This is a genomic window from Aeromonas bivalvium (assembly GCF_046078285.1).
Classification (GTDB): domain Bacteria; phylum Pseudomonadota; class Gammaproteobacteria; order Enterobacterales; family Aeromonadaceae; genus Aeromonas; species Aeromonas bivalvium.
In genome coordinates, this window is the sequence record NZ_JBGXBV010000014.1 from 35,256 (window position 1) to 51,350 (window position 16,095).

Genomic DNA, 16,095 nt, shown 5'->3' on the forward strand with positions numbered 1-16,095 from the left:
GAGGGGCTGTTAGAGGTCTTGTGTGTGCTGGTGGCCGTGGCTCAGGTGTGACTACTCCAATCCGGCTTGTCATTACTACCGTGGTTGACGTAGGCCCCGACTATTACCCGTTGCCACTCACCAACCGGCTGACCCGCTGCATTACAGGCGCAGCGAAAGCGGGCGAAGTTAATCTCTCGTGGCAGGTGCTCGCGCATATCGCGGGGGCTGACAAAGAGCGAGGTTTTGTGCAGCGCAGGGTTGGGGGCCACCAGCGGGCCACCAATACGCTGCCCCTCCACATCGTGGGCATAGGCAAAGCCCGGCAGCATCAATTGCTGACTGATGAGCTTGGCAAGCCCGGAGTGAGCACATATGGCCTCTGCCACGGCGGCCTGGCTAAAGCTGTCGTTAAATTCGATCATGGTATTGCTCCTGATGAAGAAGGGAGTAAGTGACGGTTCTGGCCATCACATCTCTCCCCAGGGGGCTTGCTCCCACAGTGACAGCCGGGTCAGCACGTCTTGTGCGAGAGCCTGTTGCAACTGCTGTAGCACCGTCACAAGCCGAGGTGCCTGCTCAGGGCCCCCGGTCCATTCGCTCGATTGGTACAGGGCGCAGCAGGTGAATTTGTAGAGGGCCACCAGCTCTGCATCGGTGAGCGGTGCCTGGTGATAACGGTGGGCTGGTTTAAACGGGCTCAGCTTGGTAGCGCGGTGCTGACGTGGTTCCTGACGCCCCAGCTGATAGCGATGCCAGACCGCCCGACGGTTGGCGAGCATCATCAGCCGCACCAACCGGTCTACCCGCCACGTCCAGGTACTGGTGACCTCCATTGGTGAGTTCCACCAGAGGGTGCGCAGTAGCTCCAGGGTGTAGTGCGGTGGCAGCGAGGCATTGCAAAAGCGGTGCAACTGCACGGCAAAGGTCAGGTAATCCTGGCGGTCAATCATGAAGGCAGACATGGGGATGACTCCTTGAAATGCAAAAGGCCACCTTTGGTGAGGTGACCCTGTTGAGCGCGATGGATTATCGGGATCATGCTGGTTGTGACTGATGATCCGGGTTGAGGCACAGAAGGGTTGAGTTGAATGAACTCGGTTTAGAGGTAACGGCTTTTCGTGGTACGGACGACGGCGCAGCACAAGGCGCAGACCGAGGCCCGTATCGTGCTCTTGCCAGGCGCTATCCGACAAGCATCCCCCGTTCAGCCAGCGATACCACGCCCTCAGCGCCGACAACAAGGTGGTCGAGCAACCGGACATCGACCAGGGCCAAGGCCTCTTTGAGGGCTTGGGTAAAGACCCGGTCTGAGTGGCTCGGCTCCGGGTCGCCGCTGGGGTGATTGTGGACCACGATGATGGCCCCACAGTTGAGCATCAGGGCCCGCTTGACCACTTCCCGTGGATAAATGCTGGCGCTGCCCAGGGTGCCGCGAAACAGCTCCTCAAAGGCCAGTACGCGGTGTTGGGAGTCGAGGAACAGTGCGCCAAACACTTCGTGCTCTCGCTCCTGTAGTAGGGTTTGCAGCCGTTCGGCGGCCTCCGTGGTACTGGTGATGGCGGTCCCTTTGGCCAGACGCTTGCGGGCAATTTGGTTGGCGATACGCAGCAAGTCTTGCTCGGTCACCGGCTCGGTGACGACATAAGTGCCGGGGCATTCCCCGGCTTTGAGTTTGTGGTAACGCATAGTGGTCTCCTGAAAATAAAAAACCCCGGCAGCGCGAGGCATACCGGGGCTAAATGCAGAGAGGTTGTTGGTTCATCTTGAGGGTCGTTCAGTTGGCGGTCGTGATAGCTCCTACCCTGGCTGTGGGTTCACGCTGCACCGGCCTCAGCGATTCGGGGACCAGTACGGTGAACGAAATGACCAGTGCCAGGCTTAATCGCTCTGCCAGTTCGTAAGCGGGGCCGATGGTGTCGTAATCCGCTACGCAGGTGGCCAGCGCCAACCCACTGGCCTCTAACGCCCGCAGATAGACGCTGTAGCCCTGCACGGCCAGGCCACTGTCACGCACCACCTGCGTTTCCCCCTCTCGATTAATTGCTTCAAGCTCAACGGCTATCGGTTGTTTTGGCATCTTTCGCGCCCTCTTGGGGTAAGGGGTCACTCTCCACGCAATAGCCATGATGGATACAGGTACGCTGCAGGTCGCTCAGAAAGCTCCCCAGCACGCGGGGCTGCTCAGAAAGCGGGACGGGCCCTGCCTGGCAGCGCCAGAAACAGCGGCGCTTGGGGTCAATGCAGATCTCATCCACGGGCTGACTCATGGTGCGCAAGTCCTCGGCATTGGTGAGGGAGAGCAGTTGCCACTGCACGCCAGACCAACGTAGATGCAGGGTGACGGTGCGGGCGTTTGGGCTACCAGGAGTTAGGTGCAGCAACCAGCGCTCGCCCTGGCGAGTCGGCTGCAGCTCGGCTTTGGCCGCGAGCAGTCCCAACCACTGGCGCGAGTAGTGGGACAGCGGCAGTTCGTTAGTCATCACACACCTCCTAATCCCCACTCACGATGACGGTGAAATACCCCAGCTGACCATAGGCGATAAAATTGCTCTGCCACAGGGCAAACAGTTCCCGCGCTTCCACGCTGGGCAGTGGTCCCCAGCCCTGCAGATAGTGCTCATCACAGGAGAGGTTGAAGTCGAGCTCTTTGCCGAGCTCTGCATCCTGGCCGAGCCCCTGATAACTGAAGTCGGTGATGTAATCGAAGACCCAGCCGTGCAATCCCCGAATAAGCCGCAGCTCGACAGGATGTACGCCGCCTTGCTCGGCGCTGTAACCGGGGTTACGGAAGTTGAAGGTCAGCTGGGTGCAGCGCCCCAGATCGAGATCGGTTCGTTCGGCTTCCTGACTGAGCAGAGCCAGCAGGGCGGGGGTGACGGGCAGGGCAAAGCCGTCCCGGTAGAAGGGAATAGTCATAGGTTGTGCTCCTTGTTGTGCGAGGGTAGGCAGTGGCTCAGTCGGTGAGCCAGGACCAGAGGCGGCTGACTGCGTGAACGGCTAATGCGCCGGTTGCCAGGGGGACCCAGCTTGGCGATGTCGCGAGGGTGGTCAGGGTGATAGCAGAGGTGGCGAGCGTTATGTAATCAGACGTTGTGCGCTCGCGGCTCAACACAGTCATAGCTGGGGGAATGATAGTAGTCTGTGGAGTACGAAGGGCCGCTTTCGCCACCGCCGTTGCTACCTGACTAACCTGTGTCGAGTGGTGGATACCGTGGATGCACCACATCACGAAGTGTTCACAGTTACTGAACAACACATCGTATCGATGCTCGCCCAGCCGTGTACGGGCACGTTTGAGGCTCGCTGTTCGGTCATACCGCCTGACAGGGCAAAATTTGCACCAGACCGGCTTACCATCGGAAAACGCATCCAGAGAAGTCATCACTATCTCACCGGGTATGCCGTGATTAGGCCCCTGGTAGTGGATAACGAGGTCGCCCCCGACATAGAGGCCGTGGTGGGTATAACCGAGGCGAGCGGTCACCAGATGATCGCCTGGGGTGAATCGAGACATAAACTTAACTCCTTGTGGTTAGCCATATAAACGCAACAGGGCACCTCGTGGGTGCCCTGGAGTCGGTGTGAAAAGATGTGTGAGACCCGCCCACAGCCAACTGAGTAGGGTATCGTCTTGGGGCAGAAACTCGCCCGGCTGGACAGTGCCGACCGGGCATTGCTGCTGGAGACGTTTGAGCGGCTGGTCGAGCGCCTAGCCAAATCCTGAGTTAGGGCGCACCGGGTGCCGGTGTGGCGCCTTTACCTAGTTTGTTGGTTAACGGAGATGCCCGTGCTCGCGTTCCCCGTGGCTGGGCCACTGTTTGCGGTGCTGGTTCGGCAGTCGAATGTTCCCCTTCCTCCATCTGGGGGTAAAACTCCTCAAGCAGCATTGGCACCTCTTCATCCACTTCCTCGAACTGACCATTGCGCAGTAGCGCCCGTGCGACGGCTTCCATCTCGCTAATCGTCAGCCCAGCCTCATCATCCAGCAACGCTTCCTGCCGTGCCTGACAGACTGCCTCGGTCAGGGTCAGTTCATCGCGCAGGGTCAAATCCACGTAGTAGACCGGGGTACGGTAGGACTGGGTGGTGCTCTTGGCCCGCAGCCGTAAGGTCAGCGGCAGGTAGCGGGTCAGGCCACCGCTCACCGCCTCGAAGTACTTGAGCCGTGCCGCCAGGGTACGCACCGAGTTGTAGCCGGTGGTGCGAAAGATAAAGCTGCCGAGTTCATCCCCCTGTCCCTCCACAAACAGGTTCAGTCGTCCGTACAGCTTGCAGCCCTGCTGCTGGCCGTAAGGGCAGCGCTCCGGACCGGGGCAACTGACCTCCTCCATCTCTTGTGCCCCCACCCGTTTTGCCATCTCTCCATTGCCGACACAGAGCGGTCTGCCAGTTTGGCGGTCAAAGGCGCTGTACTCTGCTCGCAGGTTCAAATCGCTGTCATTGAACAGCACCCGCACCGGAATGGCGCGGATCTTGGCCTGCTCATGCCCTTGAGCGAACTGCTGATGCAAGGGATGGAGCAACCATCCCCCCTTCTGCTGGACCTGGGTGGTGAGGGTGAAACTGTCATCCTTCTCCGGCACCCATTTCCCCTCTTTCTGTACCAGCCTACCGATACAGATCCGCCCGATCACGGGCGGGGTAATCGCTAGTCCTTTGATCATGGTGTGTGTCTCCTGGCAGTGTGAACTGCCTGAATGGTGAATCGGCGTGAGCCGGGCACCGGTTTGACGTAGTGGCTGAGCAGGTCGGGATGATCCTGACCGAGCCGGTCCAGATCGGGCGCCAGCCGATCCTTGCTGCGTTTCCAGGTGATCTTGCCGTCGGCAAAGAGTCCCGCAGTGGCCTCGCCCAACGTGGCCTGTAGCCGCTGCTTGATCTGCGATTCGCGTAGCTCCACTTCCTCCTTGTGCTCACGCAGATGCAGCAACTCCCCGAACAGCTGGTTGAACTCGGGCGAATCGGAGAGATCGACGGTTTCCCCGTCATCGCGGGGAAATAGCCAGGCTAGCGCCGAGCCTGCATCTTCCGAGCCATCGGGATCGGGTTGCTGGTCACTCGTGACCTGATGCCAGAACTGCGCTTCTCGTTCGGTGAGATCCCGGATCTTCTCCTCGTCGCGCTCGATGCGGTAAATCCGAAAATCCTGACCCCCGATGAGCACCGCCACTTCCGCCCAGGCATGACCGGTGACGGCCAGCTGATGCAGTACCTGACACTGGTAGGCGACCGGCACGCCTTCCTCCCATTGCGGCGCACTGTGATAGCTGGCGGTTTTGATTTCGAGGATGCCGGGGCCGTCGGGGTGGCCCACCACCTCCCGGTCGAGATTGGCGAGCATAAACAGATGCTCCGGGTGCTGGAGTACCGCATTGACCCGACGCACCCGATAACCAGTGCGCTTGGCGTAGACCTGTGCCAAGACCGGTTCGAGCTCGATACCCCACAACACAGCTTCTTTGTGGGAGATATCTTCCGGCTCCTTGCGCCCGGTTTTCTCCAGCCACAGCGACAGCGGGCACTTATAGGGCGAGAGGCCCACCGCCACGGCGGCATCGGACGAGCCGAGCCCCAGCTTGCGGATCGCCAACCACTGTTCGCGAGAGAGGTCGGTGGTGGAGGCTAAACGAATGGCCTGACCGTATTTGGCTTTTGCTTTCATCATTGCTCCTTGTCGGCGGCATAAACATTCCCGCCCGGATTGGCTTATACCAGTCCGGGTAAGGGGATTTTTGCTATCTGATGGAATGAAAAAGAGGCTGCAAATGCAGCCTCAGGATAGGGGTGTTGAAGAGCGATCTACATTGGTAGATGCCTGTTATCGGGTCGTCGCAACGGCGTCAGACGTTGAATCCGATGTGTCGTCCGGTTGGCAACTCGACATCCACACGCAGCTTGCCGCCCATGGCTTCGACATAGCGTTTCATGGTGGATAGCTTGATATCACTGCCACGTTGCTCCATCGCCACGACGGCAGGCTGACTGACACCGAGTGCCTTGGCCAACTCAACCTGCGACACCTCCAGCTCTTCGCGTAACGCCTGTATACGCACCTCCAGCAACAGCTCGTTAGCCATTTCCTGGATGCGTTGCCGACTCTCTTCTGAACGGGAGGCCAGCAAATCGTCTAGTGTTCTTCCCATTACTTTTCCTCCAACTCAGCCAGATGCCTGGCGTACTGTGCCTCTGCCAACGGCAGCATCTCTTTGTAAAACCGCTTCTCGTTCCCGCCCTTGTTACCAGCACATAGCACGATGGCTTGTCGCAACGGGTCAAAGGCGAAGAATGCACGTAGCGGCTCTCCCTGATGCTGCACCCTCAGCTCTTTCAAGTTTGTAAAACGCGAGCCCTTGATGGTATCGACCAAGGGGCGGCCTATCGATGGGCCACCCTGCGCCAAGGCGAGTAGTCCAGCCAAGACTTTTTCCTGCGTCGCGTCATCTTGCACATCAAACCAAACATCAAACAGCTCGGTCGTTTTTACTGTCCACATAGCGCACCAATATAATCTTTAGTTTATATCCTAGATGGATACGGCCATTACTGCAACAGCGTCAGCGCTTGGTTTAATGCCTGGGTTTTGAGCTGCGCCCCCTGACCGAACCAAGCGGAGTCGAGCCGGTGATCTTGACTGCGGGCACGGCGATGGTGATCCACGTATTCGGTCACCGCATTGACCAGCCCCCAGGCGGTATTGCGGGAGCTCGATAAATCAGACCCCATTCCGGCTCCCTGATAGAGCTCGTGCAGGCGTTGTACTGGACGGGTGAGGATGATGTTTTCGTCATCCAGCGGTTGGGCTAGCAGGTCACTAAAGAAACGCAGCGCCTCTTCAGGGGCGACCGGGCGTTGCGCTAGTGCCTTGGTTTGGGCTTTGAACTCATCCCAATGGGAGAGGCCGAGTCCCAGCGACTCTTTCACCGCAGCCGCATCGAACTGAGTAGAGTGGGGGACCTTGATGGCCCCGCTGCTATCGCGTAGGGCCATCTGCAAGGTGTTATTGCAGACCACCCGCAAGGAGGTGAACTGGGCCGTGGTGCAGAGGGTGCCATCGCAACTGGTGGCGAGCAGCAGATAGGACTTCACCACATCCCCGCCCTTGAGTTTCATGTCCTGGCCGGTACGGGCCAGCGCCCACAACTTGCGACCGCCTTTGAGCGAGCCGGCCGTTTCCAATTCAAAGCCACCGGCTTCCACCAAGTCTTGATAGAAGTGCAGCACCTCGTGGGGCTGTACCACGTTGTAGCGTTGGGAGACTACCGAGAGCGGTGTCAGGGTATCGGAGCGGTAGAGCACCTTGCTATCGCTGTAGGGGCGGATATGCAGGGCATCGGAAGCCACGTTAAACATCACATCGCTCTGCTCGATGGTCCAATCCATCCCGGCAGCTTGCAACCAGGTATCGAGCGATTGCTGTGCAGGCAATAGATTGCCGAGGCCATGCCAAGGTGTTTGGCCGGTGTAGGCCATGGTGTCGATGAAGTGAGCCATACGAAAATCTCCAATGAAAAAGGGACTGCAAAGGCAGTCCCGGAAGGTGTTCATGGCGATGATATATAACTGAGATTTTTTTGGATCGTGTTGGAAAAGTAGCTTGTTATTACGATGTTTGAATTCATCAACCAAATCGCGTTGAACTGTCAAAATGCGGACTATGCGGTAAAAGCGGAATGGCGAACGTTCTACGAAGGCAATCAGAAAAAAGCACAAATCCTACCTATGTGGTGGTGCGATGATAGGCACGAATTGGTGTACAGGACAAACCTATAGCATGCGATCTACTGCCGTCGTGATTTGAACCTCTCTCGTTCCTTCTGTCGAAAGCTCTTGATGTATTCGGCTGTGACCAGGGAGTCTGCGTCGAGCTCCGTAATGCAGTTCAGGATAGTGGCCATGGCGCTGTCAGACAGTCTGAGATTGGATGGAAGTGAGCCGCCGAGTGCGTAGTCATCCAATTTGGCTTGGAATGCGCGAAGGACGTCATACTGTGATGGCTTTCTGGATGAAGTACCAGCCTCCGTTTCCGCGTCGTGGGCGTACACCTCCGATTGCTCCGCGTCGCACGCCAGCACCTTGAGCAGGTCTTCAATGCTTGGCCAGTACTTGTAATCATATCTGTGCGCAAGGCGTAAAAATTCATCCTGGGGGTACATGGTATAGAGCGGGTTGTGCTCACCTGCACGATCAAATAGTGCTGCCAGACCGGTTTCTCTTTCACACCCGAACCCAGCTCGATTACAGATGTCCTCTCTCTCCCTCAGCAAATCAGCCAGGCGAGAGGCGAGATCCGATATGTCCTCGTTAACTTGGATGAGCCTGCTACGATCTTCCCTGGCCTTGCGCATGTCGTCTTCATCCCAGAAGGTGAATGTGCTGATCAGCGCGTCCAGAAAGCTAGCCACATACCGTTCCAGGGCGAGCAGTTCGCAGAGTTCTTCGTAGACTGGTGCCATGGTTTGGCTTTGCCGGAGCAGAACCCTGACTGTTGCGTTGATGGAGGGGTATATATTGTTCTTCTCGTTGTACTCTATTTCCTTCCTGAGAATACCTTCGCACACTTCGACGGCTTCGATTCTGCTCTTGGTCATTGGGTATGTCTCCTTCATTGAGTCCACGCCTATGGTACTGATGGCTGCGGCCATGTCGGTATCTATAAGAAAAAACATTCAGGGGGAATAGATACCAGACTGCCGCCTACTCGAATGATCACTACAGAGCCAGCATGAAGCGCTGGCCCGCGCTCCGGCGCAGAGCTGGCTGACTACCTTGAGCGGCAGTTGATCGATATCGGGGGACATGTGCGGGTCTGCGGTCCCGCTTTGCACTCTTGACCAACGGCCAAAGCAAGGCCCAAATCCGGTCAGCGAGGGGGCTGGGGTCATTCCGCTTGCAACCCTGCAATCCAAACGGCCGAAACCGGGTACAATGGGGGCCCATGTCGCCCAGGAATCACCTGATGCCTACCCTTATCCAAGGACTGGTCGCCCTGGCCACCGATCCCACCGTCAAGGCCTCCGCTTTGCTGCGTAAAGTCTTTGTTGCCACCCGCCAGCTAAGCAGCCAGAGTGGACCACCTGGATCTACCATGAGCTGATAGTGTTCGATGGCGTGGGGCATGTTGTCCCGCAGCGCGAAGCGCTGCAGGCCCTCCTGCGGTTCTCAGGTGCATGAAGGTTACGCTTATCTAGTCGCCAACATCCTGAGCAACAGGGATGACCACTTGATGGAGTCATAGACGAGTGCGGCGATAACAGGCTTGGTGCCATGCACGTCGCCCATATCGGCTCTCAGTTTTTGCATGATGTACGCCGCCTGATTCAAGGAGCCATCAAGGTTGGCCGACAGTGGTTTGTAATCGGTCTCGACCCAGCCAATGTTGGCCAGTTCGCCGATCAGACGGTCTTTCACCTGCAAGGCGTCGAGGGACTTCCTGATGCGCTCCTGAAATGACGCCTTGCCGGCATCGCCAAGGCCGTGGCGGCTATATATGTCGCTGGTCACACTGTCCAAGGCGCCACAGGCGGCCGACAATGCACCGCTCAGGTCGCCATCGCGTAGTCTGCTGGCGGCTTTCTGAAGATCTGCCTGTGCCGTCTCAGGGATGTCAGTCAGCTCCGCAATATCGAAAACCTCGATCGGGATCAACGCCGTGCCGGAAAACTTCCAGCCAACCCTGGACAGCACGCGCTCCAGTTCGTCGACCACTTCTGGCTTGCGGCGCATCATTTCTTCACAGCAGATGGAGACAAAGACGCTGCGTCGCTTGTCGTCCATTGTGCCTACCTGCTTGTCGATCTCACTCAGGAGCTGCGACTTCGATGCTCCGTTCTGCGGTTTTTGTTCAAGGTGCGCGAGCCGAGACATATCCAAGTCGCCATAGCCGACGAGTTACTTAATGTCACCGAACGTGAACTTCTCCGTCAGGGTTGAGCGGATTGGCCCCCAAGGGATGGATTGTGCCTGCATGGGTTTTCTCCTGACCGAATGGCCGCAGCTACGGCCCTGGTTGTCGCCTAAAACAAGAAAGCATGACCGGGCAAGGCAAGACACTAAGGCCAACATGCCGTTGCACCGTCCCTTGAGGATGTCTCCCGCACATAACTGCCCAGTGCGTCGTGAGCTTGCGGGATAGAATCATGCAAGCCCTACCAGCCGGTGTGTATTTCTCTGGTCAATTTCGTTATTGGATTTGAAGATCCTTACTCCACCAGTGACGAAGGTGCTAAGGAGCGGTTGAAAGACATTCAATCTACCAGAGGTGCCGAGACTAGGGTGAGGAAGTTGTGTAATGAGTTAGCCCCAACGCACATCAGCCTTCTCTCACCCGAAGCCCCGACCAGACTCTTGAGTTATTCGCACCTGTTAGTGCCCCTAGGTCTACCAATGCGACGCTGGGGTGATGGCATCTCCATTCGGCCGAAGGTTCGGCGGCCCGATGGCAAGACTGCCAATATATGCTCATCGGATTTGGTCAGATAACCGAGAGCGTCCAGTAGTAGAGCCTGTTTGTCGGTATCTGCGTAATGCACCATCCCTATCCCATCGGTCCCCCATTCCTGATACTGTACTCGCCTGCTATTGCAGTTGTAATAGTTCCCCTGTCCATCGGTGATGGCCTCCCACTGCTCCCCCAGCGCTTTGCCCAATGAGACATCCTGCTGATGCTCAGCCCCGTTGAAGATAAAGGTGAGATGGAAATGGAAACGGCGGTCGGCACCGTATTCTATCTTCCAGATATATCCCTTCAGGTGTTTGAATCGTCGCTGTATTACGTTCAAGTACTGACGTAGGTCATAGTTGGTGCTATCTACGGTTAATTGGTGATAATGGGCTTCGCGATACCCAATATCCAAGCGAATGAATAATAACTTTGCATGTTGAGCGAACAGGCTGTTGATATAGGTCGCTATGCTGCGCTGATTGCGTTTCTCAACGCGTCGAAGGTTATTGAGACGCTTACGGTGCGACTGAGTCTTGGACTCGCTTAGGAAGGCTTCCAAGGCGTTATTGATAGCATCTGCCAGTCTATGAGCAGTCTGGCTATTGAGAGAGCTCATCTTGGCGAGGTGTAGCCTTGGTACTGCTCGCATATAAGTCAGGAATAGCTCGATGGTAGGGTGGGCTGATGATATCTCGGTGTGGCAGTAGAAATAATCACACACGGTATCCAATACGTTAAAGAGGCAAGTCGATAATGGTCCATTCGAATATTCCGTATCTATATGCAACTCGCGGATAGGGGTATATGCCACGATGACGACTGGGAAAGTCGTATGCTGGAGTTTGCGTGACAGGGTCAGGATATCTAAGAGTCTAACAGTATTAAACATGATGGTCTCGCTTAGGCAGCGCTACCCCTACGCTGTGTGATAGTCACACGCGTATAGCGGGTATGGTTGCTCATAGTGGAATGTGGTTATGTATACGGGTGTAGTGGTATGCGGGTGTAGCAATAGGATACTTGGGTATCCATGGTGTTGGATGGTAATGCGTATCGTACGTAGTGTGTATGGTAATGAATGGTATTAAATAATATATAAACCTAAACTCTATACTCCTCAGAGAGGATGGCTAATAGTGAAAAACATATATAAGAAGAGATAAGTATTTCGATTGTGCTATCAGCAATAAAGTGGCTCAGATGGTAATGGGAAGTTAAGGAGCCTGATGGTGACTAAAAAGCGAATGACTCAGGACTGACTCCGAAGGATGAGCCAACGGTCAACGTCATGTTCAAACCAAGCATTGGATGATTTGCCAATTTTGAACGGTTTGGGAAAGGTGCAGTCATGGCGCGGTGACTTCGGATCGAGCCAGTCGTATATGGTTGACCGTGCCATACCAATCTTGGCGATGAGGTCTTTGGTGCGCAGGACTTTGATGGTGGTGCTCATGGTGTGCTCCTAATGACGTGGTGGGTTGTTTCATCAGAAGGACGGGCCAGTTAAAAAAAAACAGATTTCAACAGAGGCACCTTGTAAAATAGGCTTACAGAGGCAGTAATTAGCCTATATAGCAGCATCAAAACGTCAATGTATCTGTAAGCCTACACGAACTCAGATATCTGGTTGGCTTTCCGATAACAGGAGCAAGGAGGGTGGCCAGTCTTTTGGTCGAACGAGCTCGGTTCGCAAAAAAAGGGAATTGGACCTCTCTGAGGCAAGGTTGTTGTGACACCCAAGTTTTTTCATGAGCATAAAATCAGCCTGAAATCAACATGAAATAATCTATTTTTCTATCCTAAATCAACGAAAAATCGCCACTTCACATCGTAAAATCTACATAGTAATCTTCATTTCAGTGGGTAAGGTCACCCTTCCCTCACGATATGGTTCGCCCATTTAAGAGACTCTTACGGGTTAGATCGCAGGTTTGGTTGATGGTGAGGTTCAGATGGCAAAAGTGACATGGCATCCCAAAAAGGAAGAAAGAGAAATCACCTTTCTCTACCACGTTTTTTTAAATGGAGATGATCGACCGCGTAGAAGCGCGGCAATGGTAAGCATTGAAGATAAGGCAAGCAAGCTGGAATCATTTATATATAATGTCGTTGCTGATAGATACGAAAGACGAGAAAGAATGCTATTGGTAAACGAGTTAAAAAAAATAGGCTCATCTCTATATAGAAAGGATTTCGAAGAACAAAATGCAATAAAGACATTAATGTTGGATGTTTTCAACGCACATTGTTTGAGTGCGGACAGTTTTAGCTGGATTGATCCGGATAATGAGCGTCTATGCAATTTTGTTTGGTCTTATATTCTGACATCTATTTATAGGGGTGATGTCTTAGAATGTAAACAATCACTGAGCATAAAGGATGAAAAGCAGGGAACGAACGGTGAGCGACCTGAATCAGTAATAGAGCTCATTCCCCCACATAGAGAAAATGAATACGTCTACCTTGATTTTAAGTTACCACTTCACGTAACTAGTAGCCGAGAGAAGAGGGAATGCATAGTTCATTTCTTTGATTTATGGACAGCTTCTAGACGAAAAAAAGAACGACAATTGGAGTACTTTTCACATACTTGGGGCAAAATTAAAAACAAATCAAAGATGGAGGATTGGTTAATAAAGAACGAGGGGATGGCTGAATGGGCTTGGAACTATACATTCAAAACTTACCTTGCATTCACAGCACCCATTTGGCTTGATTTATCTGGGGTAAATAAAAGCAATAAAGCAAAGCAAGCTATGATTACTCTTTACGATCTGCTATCGACAGAACATCGCACCATACTAATGGCCTCGATAAGCAAGAGTGGGTCTGTGCAAAAAAATCGCATAAACTCAGAAGGTCGTAAGTCTATGAGTATTCCACTTTCCGAAGAGCGGAAAGAAATGCTAAAGAGGATTGCAAAGGATTCAAACCGCCGGATCTATCAGGTTGTAGAAGATATGATAGTTCAAGAATATCAGCGGCAATATTCACACTAAATATAGGTGGCCTAATAGGCCATCTTCTTATTTATTCACTGAAGAACTATATCTGTACACACTACACTAGCTATACAGACAGGGTAAAAAATAAATGGAGGTTACACCTAGTGTAACCTCCATAGACACAGTCTACAAATCGATCTGAAGAATAGGGCTGTTGCTCTTCTCCCCTACCCCACTTGCAGATGCACAATATTGTCTGCCGGTTTTTCTGATAGTTTCAAGATCCCTCCCCACAACTCCAGAGCCATTTTTTGCTCAGGTAACCGAACCGTATGAACATAGTGAGCCATTACACCAGGTAGAGCATGACCTAAAATTTGCTCCACGACATGAGGGGCAATCCCAGCCTCGTTTAGGCGGGTCGCCAAACTCCTTCGGAGATCGTGCCATGTCCAAGGGGTGCTATGCCCGATCCGTTTCCAAATCCCCCTTCCCCACTGGCTTACTGCTTCGGGACGTTTGAGCTCTCCCAATAGATACGGGGATGCTTGTTCTGCAGCTGCATGTAGTAGAGTCTTGATAGTGGGCAGAATAAAATCGGGTATTGGCCGCACGATCTTATTCCCTGTTTTTGAGTTGGACGCAGGAACTGTCCACGTACCTTCGACTAGATTCCATTCTTCGGGGGCTGATAGCCGAACTTCTTGAGTCCTTGCACCAAACGACAACAGAATCTTTGCCAAATTTCCGTAGTAGCAATATAGACCTAGCTTCTCAGCCCAATCCCATAGTGTTCGCAGTTCTTCTAGCGTCAGAACCCTATCTCGCTTACTCGCCTTTTGCCCAACATCAGCGACGGTCAAGTCATCCAACGCATTACTCACTGCAAACTGTCGGACACGGCAAAACTTCAGAGCATGCTTACAGTTTTGGAAACAATACCCACTAGCCACAGGTGCTACCTTCGAGTACTCGTCAAAGACGCTCAACCAGTGACGAGTATCACAGTCTGACAAGGGAAGATCTCCGATACGGGGATAGACCCACTTCGCAAATTGCTGTCGATGCTTCTCACTGTTCGACCTTTTCTTATCGGCGTGATGGCAAAGCCAATACTCGAGTGCATCTTTAACCGTAACAGGCTTAAGCCTTTCATCCTTCCCGATCCGAGTCATCAAGGCGGGATCATTGCCCTCTTCCAACCAAGCTCGACATTGCGCCGCCTTTTTCCTTGCTTCGGAAAGCGACAGCCCCCCCTCTTGGCCGGTATAGGAGCCCAGAGTTAGGTTTTTTGCCTTGCCTAAAATTCGATAGCGGTACACGAAGCTGACTTTTCCGCTATTCCTCCACAGAACAGATAGCCCATCCCTGTCTGCAACCTTTCTGGGCGTATCATCATCGTGACCACGCAGCATTGCTTTGAGTTTTGAATCTGAGATTGCCATTTTGAACCCACATTTGAACCCACACCTGTCTTATATCCCCTAAGATGACTTTAGACAAGAATGGAAGGTTAAATGATATAAATCAATTAGATATGAGCAAGTCACGGACGACATAAAACAGCATTAGACAAGTGGTGCGATAATACGGCATGAACTGATTTCAGTCACCCTGCTGCAGTGCAGACGAAGGCGTATCTCAGCGATGGGATACGCCTTTTTCTATGGCCGCTTTCCAATCGTTACTCAACGGCCAGCTTGATGCCCAGACCCACGAACAAGCCCCCCATCAGCCGATTGAGCCAACGCCCGAGCCTGGCAGGCAGACGCGCCTTGCGACTCGCATAGGCGGTCGAGAAGGCCAGCAGGTGGCACCAGATCATGCCGTTGAGGTTGAAGATGCAGCCTAGCACGATAAACGCCAGCGCCTTCTGCGGCGCATCGGGGGCAATGAACTGAGGCACAAAGGCGAGGAAGAAGAGCGCTACCTTGGGGTTAAGAACGTTGGTGAGCAGCCCCTGCCGGAATATCCGTCCATAGGAGAGCGCTGGCAGCGACAGTGCGGACTCGCTCATCCCAGGGGATGTTGCACCTTGCCTGAGCAGGGAAATTCCCAGGTAGACCAGATAAACAGCCCCGATGAGCTTGATGACGACGAACAGCTCGGCCGAAGCACTCAGCAGTGCAGACAACCCCAGGGCCGCCGCCAATACATGCACCATGGTGCCCGTTCCTATGCCCAACGCCGCTACTGAGCCCGCCCGCCAGCCTTGCGAGCCGCTGCGCAGCATGATGAGCAGGGAATCCGGCCCCGGCATCATGTTCAACAACAAGCCAGATACAACAAACAACGCCAGATCGTGTATCCCCAACATAGACAACTCCTTGTTCATGAAAGAGACAGTCTATGGATCCAGCGGGACTTGTCACTCCCGTTTCCGGCGATAGTGATTATCAACGAAGGGAATAGCGGCTAAGCCGGGAACATTCATTGAATGGTCAACGAAATGAAAAACAACCAACAATAGATCTGACAGGCAATGAAACTGATCGGGCGGGTATGGCTTTACGATTGAGGGGACTCACAAAGAGGATGCAGGCAGGATGGATGGATGGATGGATGGATGGATGGATGGATTATCGACAAGAACGTAAATGTCAGGCAATAAAAAACCCCGCTCATCGAGCGGGGTTTCTTGTATTGGGTGCCTGGCAGTGTCCTACTCTCGCATGGCGAATGCCACACTACCATCGGCGCTACCGCGTTTCACTTCTGAGTTCGGCA

General features: G+C 53.9%; 19 protein-coding genes. 1 reads left to right on the forward strand and 18 read right to left on the reverse strand.

All coding sequences use genetic code 11. The features are described 5' to 3' along the window. Positions 1-41 precede the first annotated feature (41 nt). From ACEUCR_RS19700 to ACEUCR_RS19775, 16 genes are all read right to left on the reverse strand, one after another. On the reverse strand, positions 42-404 hold the full coding sequence (locus ACEUCR_RS19700; protein ID WP_408791977.1) for a hypothetical protein: 363 nt from the start codon (positions 402-404) through the stop codon (positions 42-44). Positions 405-449: 45 nt separating this feature from the next. Further along, positions 450-944, reverse strand: a complete 495-nt coding sequence (locus tag ACEUCR_RS19705) for a hypothetical protein (RefSeq protein ID WP_227263401.1) — start codon at positions 942-944, stop codon at positions 450-452. A 220-nt stretch (positions 945-1,164) separates the two neighbouring features. Continuing rightward, positions 1,165-1,668 carry a RadC family protein gene (gene radC, locus ACEUCR_RS19710; protein ID WP_319915693.1) on the reverse strand — a complete coding sequence of 168 codons (504 nt, stop codon included), beginning with the start codon at positions 1,666-1,668 and terminating at the stop codon, positions 1,165-1,167. Positions 1,669-1,756: 88 nt separating this feature from the next. Then, complete coding sequence (locus ACEUCR_RS19715; RefSeq protein ID WP_319915692.1) at positions 1,757-2,059, reverse strand: hypothetical protein; 303 nt, start codon at positions 2,057-2,059, stop codon at positions 1,757-1,759. Next, complete coding sequence (locus ACEUCR_RS19720) at positions 2,034-2,462, reverse strand: hypothetical protein (RefSeq protein ID WP_113069888.1); 429 nt, start codon at positions 2,460-2,462, stop codon at positions 2,034-2,036. The genes ACEUCR_RS19715 and ACEUCR_RS19720 overlap by 26 nt, the downstream gene beginning before the upstream one ends. 10 nt (positions 2,463-2,472) lie before the next feature. Continuing rightward, on the reverse strand, positions 2,473-2,898 hold the full coding sequence (locus tag ACEUCR_RS19725; RefSeq protein WP_319915691.1) for a DUF2787 family protein: 426 nt from the start codon (positions 2,896-2,898) through the stop codon (positions 2,473-2,475). Positions 2,899-2,935: 37 nt separating this feature from the next. Then, positions 2,936-3,496, reverse strand: a complete 561-nt coding sequence (locus ACEUCR_RS19730) for a lecithin retinol acyltransferase family protein (protein WP_128313510.1) — start codon at positions 3,494-3,496, stop codon at positions 2,936-2,938. A 211-nt stretch (positions 3,497-3,707) separates the two neighbouring features. After that, a complete protein-coding gene (locus tag ACEUCR_RS19735; protein ID WP_128313511.1) occupies positions 3,708-4,646 on the reverse strand; it encodes a recombination directionality factor in 939 nt (312 codons plus the stop codon). Beyond that, positions 4,643-5,644 (reverse strand): YqaJ viral recombinase family nuclease, encoded by a 1,002-nt coding sequence (locus tag ACEUCR_RS19740; RefSeq protein ID WP_128313512.1) that lies wholly within the window; start codon positions 5,642-5,644, stop codon positions 4,643-4,645. Before ACEUCR_RS19740 ends, ACEUCR_RS19735 begins: the two co-directional genes overlap by 4 nt. A 178-nt stretch (positions 5,645-5,822) precedes the next feature. Beyond that, positions 5,823-6,125, reverse strand: coding sequence for a helix-turn-helix domain-containing protein (locus ACEUCR_RS19745; protein WP_128313513.1), 303 nt, complete (start codon positions 6,123-6,125; stop codon positions 5,823-5,825). Next, a complete protein-coding gene (locus tag ACEUCR_RS19750; RefSeq protein ID WP_128313514.1) occupies positions 6,125-6,475 on the reverse strand; it encodes a type II toxin-antitoxin system RelE/ParE family toxin in 351 nt (116 codons plus the stop codon). Before ACEUCR_RS19750 ends, ACEUCR_RS19745 begins: the two co-directional genes overlap by 1 nt. Before the next feature lie 47 nt (positions 6,476-6,522). Continuing rightward, complete coding sequence (locus tag ACEUCR_RS19755; protein WP_270672185.1) at positions 6,523-7,473, reverse strand: DUF932 domain-containing protein; 951 nt, start codon at positions 7,471-7,473, stop codon at positions 6,523-6,525. A gap of 287 nt (positions 7,474-7,760) precedes the next feature. Then, positions 7,761-8,624 (reverse strand): hypothetical protein, encoded by an 864-nt coding sequence (locus ACEUCR_RS19760; RefSeq protein ID WP_270672186.1) that lies wholly within the window; start codon positions 8,622-8,624, stop codon positions 7,761-7,763. Between the two features lie 538 nt (positions 8,625-9,162). Further along, complete coding sequence (locus tag ACEUCR_RS19765; RefSeq protein ID WP_405696002.1) at positions 9,163-9,756, reverse strand: hypothetical protein; 594 nt, start codon at positions 9,754-9,756, stop codon at positions 9,163-9,165. A 575-nt stretch (positions 9,757-10,331) separates the two neighbouring features. After that, positions 10,332-11,312: a YagK/YfjJ domain-containing protein gene (locus ACEUCR_RS19770; protein ID WP_408791983.1), complete on the reverse strand. Its 981-nt coding sequence runs from the start codon at positions 11,310-11,312 to the stop codon at positions 10,332-10,334. A gap of 360 nt (positions 11,313-11,672) precedes the next feature. Further along, complete coding sequence (locus tag ACEUCR_RS19775) at positions 11,673-11,876, reverse strand: helix-turn-helix transcriptional regulator (protein WP_319915543.1); 204 nt, start codon at positions 11,874-11,876, stop codon at positions 11,673-11,675. A 499-nt stretch (positions 11,877-12,375) separates the two neighbouring features. Here ACEUCR_RS19775 and ACEUCR_RS19780 point away from each other — a divergent pair, with 499 nt between their 5' ends. Beyond that, positions 12,376-13,422, forward strand: a complete 1,047-nt coding sequence (locus ACEUCR_RS19780) for a hypothetical protein (RefSeq protein WP_319915542.1) — start codon at positions 12,376-12,378, stop codon at positions 13,420-13,422. A 173-nt stretch (positions 13,423-13,595) separates the two neighbouring features. Here ACEUCR_RS19780 and ACEUCR_RS19785 read toward each other — a convergent pair whose 3' ends face one another. Then, positions 13,596-14,813, reverse strand: coding sequence for a tyrosine-type recombinase/integrase (locus tag ACEUCR_RS19785; protein WP_319915541.1), 1,218 nt, complete (start codon positions 14,811-14,813; stop codon positions 13,596-13,598). A gap of 239 nt (positions 14,814-15,052) precedes the next feature. Beyond that, positions 15,053-15,685, reverse strand: a complete 633-nt coding sequence (locus ACEUCR_RS19790) for a LysE family translocator (RefSeq protein WP_041996681.1) — start codon at positions 15,683-15,685, stop codon at positions 15,053-15,055. Positions 15,686-16,095: the final 410 nt, after the last annotated feature.